Source organism: Pseudomonas sp. UBA3153 (genome assembly GCF_002364635.1).
Classification (GTDB): domain Bacteria; phylum Pseudomonadota; class Gammaproteobacteria; order Pseudomonadales; family Pseudomonadaceae; genus Pseudomonas_O; species Pseudomonas_O kuykendallii.
The window spans coordinates 1-4,566 of the sequence record NZ_DEYR01000100.1; the positions used below are offsets into that span (position 1 = coordinate 1).

The window sequence follows — 4,566 nt, forward strand, 5'->3', positions numbered from 1 at the left end:
TGGCTGGCGCGACGCGAGCGTCGTGCCGCGCGGCTTCCGGCGATCGACCCGGGCTGCCCGCCGAAACTGCCCGACGCCGCGCCCGGGCTGTCCATCGTCGGCGTGCGCGAGGGCGACCAGCTACGCCGTCCGGCGAACAGCGGCGAAGCACTGCAGCTGCGCCTCGGTGCGCTGGGCGGCGGCGGGCGGCGCTGGTGGTTCCTCGACGGCGAGCCGCTGGGCGAAAGCCAGGGCGAGGAAACCCTCACCCCGACCTTGAGCCGTCCCGGCCATCACCAGCTCAGCGTGCTCGACGAAAGCGGGCAGACCGCGCGCGTCGAGTTCAGCCTGCTCGACTGAGCGACAGCCATCGGATTTTCATCCGTTCCCGGTGGACTGGCTCAAGAGCTGCATCGATTCAGCCGATAGCGCCTCCACAAGAACAATCCGGGCCCCGTCGCCCCCAAACACTTTTTCCGTTTTTCCCCAGGAGTCATGCATGCGCCTCTGGCAACGCAGTATTCAGTGGCAGTTGACCCTCAGCATGGGCGCCGCCCTGTTGGTCAGTATTCTCATCGTGATCGCCATCTATTCGCTGGTGGTCGATCGCCTGGCCGAGCAGGCGCTGGTCGAGGACGCCCTGCCGGCCAGCGTGGCGGCGGTCGGCAACGACCTCGAACGGCTGCTCGCCGAACCGGTCACCGCGGCGCGCGACATCGCCGGCAACAGCATGGTCCAGGAGTGGTTGGGCGAGGGCGAGGCGCCGGAGCACCAGGACGCCTTCCTGCGCTACCTCAAGGCAGTGCAGGTGCAGCAGAAGGCGCTGACCACCTTCATCGTCGCCCTCGGCAGCGGCCACTACTTCAACGAGAAGGGTCTGGACCGCACCCTCACCCGCGGCCCGGCGGAGAACGACTGGTTCTATTCGATGCTCGATTCGGGCGTCGAGCGCACGGTGCAGGTGGACATCGACAAGTCGACCCGCGTGCCGACGCTGTTCATCAACTACCGGGTCAGCCAGAACGGCAAGCCGCTGGGCATCGCCGGGCTGGGCTTCGGCCTGGATGCGATGTCGCGGCTGATCAGCGACTTCCGCTTCGGCGAGCGCGGCCGCGTGCTGCTGGTCGCCGCCGACGGCCGGGTCAAGGTGCATCCGCAGGCCGCGTTCAACGACGCCCGCGAGCTGCGCGATCTGGTTGGCGGCCAGGCCGAGCAGGCGCTGCTCGGCGGCTCGACCCAGGCGGTGCCGTTCAGCCGTGATGGCGAGGACTACCTGGCCCTGGCGCGACCGCTGAAGAGCCTCGGCTGGCTGCTGGTCGCCGAAGTGCCGGCAACACAGGTGTACGGCGCGGCGCGCCAAGCACTGCTGCTGACCAGCCTGACCGGGCTCGGCGTGGCGCTGCTTTCGCTGCTGCTGGTGGTGCTCCTGGCGCGCGGGCTGGTGCGGCCGATCCTGCAGGTCACCGCGGCGCTGGTGGAGATCGGCGGCGGCGGTGGCGACCTCACCCGGCGCCTGGACGAGAGCCGCAAGGATGAACTGGGCGACTTGGCGCGTGGCTTCAACCGCTTCATCGGCAGCCAGCGGCAACTGATCGGCGACGTGCTGGCGACCAGCGCCCAGCTGCGCACCGCGGTCGGCCACGTCGCCAAGGTGGTGGACAACACCGCCGGGCGCACCGGCCAGCAACAGCAGATGACCGACATGGTCGCCACCGCGGTGCACGAGATGGGCCTGACCGTGCAGGAGGTCGCGCGCAACGCCAGCCAGGCCGCGCAGGCCTCGCAGAGCGCCCATGACGAGGCCAGCCAGGCGCGCATCGTGGTCGGCCAGTCGGTGGCGAACATCGAGAAGATGTCCGCCGAGATCGGTAGCGCCGCCAGCGCCGTGCAGGCGCTGGCGACCCAGATCGGTTCCATCGACCAGGTGTTGGCGGTGATCCGCGGGATTTCCGAGCAGACCAATCTGCTGGCGCTGAACGCGGCGATCGAGGCTGCGCGGGCTGGCGAGATGGGCCGCGGTTTCGCCGTGGTCGCCGATGAGGTGCGCACGCTGGCCAGCCGCACCCAGGCCTCCACCGACGAAATCCAGCAGATGATCGGGCGCCTCAAGCAGGGCGCCGACACCGCGGTCGGCTCGATGCACGCCGGCCAGGCCGCGACCGGCACGGGCGTGGAATCCAGTCAGCGCACCGGTCAATCGCTCAGTGCCATCAGCGACCAGGTCGAACGGATCAGCGACATGAACCATCACGTGGCCGCGGCGACCGAGGAGCAGTCGTCCGTGACCGAGGAGATCAACCGCAACGTGCAGGGCATCGCCGATCTGGCCCAGGCCACCGCCAGCGAGGTGTCCAGTTGCCGCGACGATTGCCAGGTGCTGCGCGGCCTGGCCGACGACCTGAGCACGCAGGTGGGACGTTTCCGCCTCTGACCGACCCTTGCGGGTTCACCCAGGAGACCTCCGGCCCGAGGTGCCCGGGCTGGTCGATCAGCCGCGGCGGATCAGCCACACGCCGCCGAGAATCAGCACCAGCCCGGCGATCTTGCCGAGGCTGATCGGCGCTTCGCGAAAGCCGGCCCAGCCGAAATGGTCGAGCACCACCGCCATGCTCAGCTGGCCGGCGAGCACCAGCACCATGAACAGCAGCGCGCCGACCCGTGGACCGGCGAACGCCGCGGTGACGATGAAGAACGCGCCGAGGAAGCCGCCGCACCACTGCCACCAGCTCAGGCCCTTGAGCATGTTCAGGCTGGGCAGTTCGCGCTGGGCCAGGGTGATGCAGAACAGCAGCGCGGTGCCGACCGCGAAGGAAATGAAGGCCGCGGCGGCAACGCTGGATACTTGCCGAGCCAGCAGGCCGTTAATGCCGGCTTGCAGGGTCAGGACCGAACCGGCGACGAAGGGCAGGGCGAGCAGCCACCAGGCGAAAGGCATAAGGACTCCGGTCGGGAAGAGGGCCGGGAATTATGCCCCAGCCTTGCGACATCGCGTTCGGATGAAGTGCCCGTTCAGCGCGGCGGATGCGCGGCGGACGCCTCGGCATCGGCGAGGGCGAGGAGGGTGGCGAAGAATGCCTGCTTGCCGCGCTCGTAGGCCTGCGCATCGGCGATCGGGCTGTCCACCAGCTTGCGTTTCAGCGCGTTGAAGGTCGCCACGTCCTCGGGGTGCTGGCGCAGCCAGTCGCGCACCCGCAGGGCCTGGCTGGCCTGCTGCGAGTCGAGAATCCGCAGGCGCTGCCCACGCCTGACCAGCTCGTCGCCCCGCTGGCGGTAGCCGAGCCCGAGCAGCAGCTCGACCAGGTCGGCGCCGTCCAGGGTGTGCGGAGGCACCAGGAGGATGTCGATCGACGGTCGCCCGCCCAGAGCGGGCACCGCGCTGCTGCCGACGTGCTCGAAGCGCACGCCGAGGATGCCCTCGCGTTGCAGCGTGCCGTCGATCTCCGCCAGCGCTTCGGCATAGCGCTGCGAGCCATCCGCCTGCGCCTCAACGAATTCCAGGGCCTCGGCATCGGCGGGAAGGCGGCCATCGAGCGTGACGGGGCGCGGGTTATCGGCCATGGCGTTTCTCCTGTCAGAGCCTGTTCTTGGGCCTAGGGGCGAACGGAGCGGGCCGGCTCAGCGCGGTGGATACTGGCTGAGCACCTTGGCCACGGTGTCGTTGATCGCCTGGGCGCGTTCGTTCGGGCTGGGCGGATTCTGCCGCATGATCTGCTCGGCGCTGCCGCGCCAGACCAGCTTGCCGTCCTTGCCGTCGAGCAGGTCGATCTGGATGGTGCCGACCTTGTAGTCGATGGTCCGCGTCTGGTTGATCGCCGGGCCGCCCCAGTAGTTGCCCCAGTAACCGCCCCAATAGCCGCCATAGTTGGTGCTGACCTCCTCCCGGCGCTCGTCGACGATCAGCCAGGCCTGCACCTTGAGGTCCGCCGCAGAGCCAGCCGCCGCCGGGCGCAGGCCGCGCTGGTCGAGCTGGGTGCCGATCGCTTCGCGGATGCGCTGTTCGGTGAGGTCGCTCTTGATCCGCGGATCGTCGGGTCGGTACTGCACCACCGGCGCCTGCCAGGCCCAGCTGCGGTAGGCGGCGAAATCGCGCGTGGCGTCGTAGTCGCGGTCGATCTGGACCGACTGGCAGGCGCCGAGCAGGAGCAGGGCGGGTATCCACAGCAGGGCTTTGAACATCATCGATTCTCCGGAAAAACCTGATCGTTCGAGGATACGCCCCGCGCGCCGGGTCAGGACGGCGGGTATTTTTCCAGCGCGCGGTTGACCGCATCGCGCAGCGCCTCACGGTTCGTCGACGGGCTGTCGCCACCGGCGCGCGCCTCGGCGCTGCCGCTCCATACCGGCTGGCGGCTGGCGCCGTCGAGCAGCTCGATGCGCACCACCAGGACCTGTTCCTCATAGGTGCGCACGATCGGCGCGCTGGCGTAACCGCCATAGTAGTCGCGCCCATAGGGACCACGCCCGTAGGCGCCGCCGTAGTTGCCGCCGTAGCCATAGTCATCGTAGACCCGGCGCACTCGGCGCTCCACGCGCAGGTCGGCGCTGACCTGCAGGTCGGCCGGGTTGCCGGCCCGGGCCGGGCGCAGG

The 4,566-nt window shown here is 69.4% G+C and carries 5 protein-coding genes and 2 pseudogenes; 3 read left to right on the forward strand and 4 right to left on the reverse strand.

The features are described from left to right. From B2X67_RS20365 to B2X67_RS20970, 3 genes and pseudogenes are all read left to right on the forward strand, one after another. A pseudogene (locus B2X67_RS20365) lies at positions 1-339 on the forward strand (penicillin-binding protein 1C); the annotation flags it as partial. A gap of 184 nt (positions 340-523) precedes the next feature. Next, a pseudogene (locus B2X67_RS20965) lies at positions 524-1,546 on the forward strand (HAMP domain-containing protein); the annotation flags it as partial. Between the two features lie 135 nt (positions 1,547-1,681). Then, entirely contained in the window at positions 1,682-2,410 is a 729-nt protein-coding gene (locus B2X67_RS20970; RefSeq protein ID WP_414704015.1) for a methyl-accepting chemotaxis protein, read from the forward strand. Between the two features lie 57 nt (positions 2,411-2,467). On the opposite strand, the gene B2X67_RS20375 is transcribed toward B2X67_RS20970, so the two are convergent. The 4 genes from B2X67_RS20375 to B2X67_RS20390 form a co-directional block, all read right to left on the reverse strand. Next, on the reverse strand, positions 2,468-2,914 hold the full coding sequence (locus B2X67_RS20375) for a DMT family transporter (protein ID WP_286786614.1): 447 nt from the start codon (positions 2,912-2,914) through the stop codon (positions 2,468-2,470). Positions 2,915-2,988: 74 nt separating this feature from the next. Then, the gene (locus B2X67_RS20380) at positions 2,989-3,537 is read right to left on the reverse strand and encodes a GrpB family protein (protein WP_286786615.1); all 549 of its coding nucleotides are present in this window, start codon (positions 3,535-3,537) and stop codon (positions 2,989-2,991) included. 57 nt (positions 3,538-3,594) lie between these two features. Further along, complete coding sequence (locus tag B2X67_RS20385) at positions 3,595-4,155, reverse strand: DUF4136 domain-containing protein (RefSeq protein WP_282340852.1); 561 nt, start codon at positions 4,153-4,155, stop codon at positions 3,595-3,597. 53 nt (positions 4,156-4,208) lie between these two features. Next, positions 4,209-4,566: DUF4136 domain-containing protein (locus tag B2X67_RS20390; protein WP_286786616.1), on the reverse strand; the 358-nt coding region annotated here is incomplete at its 5' end.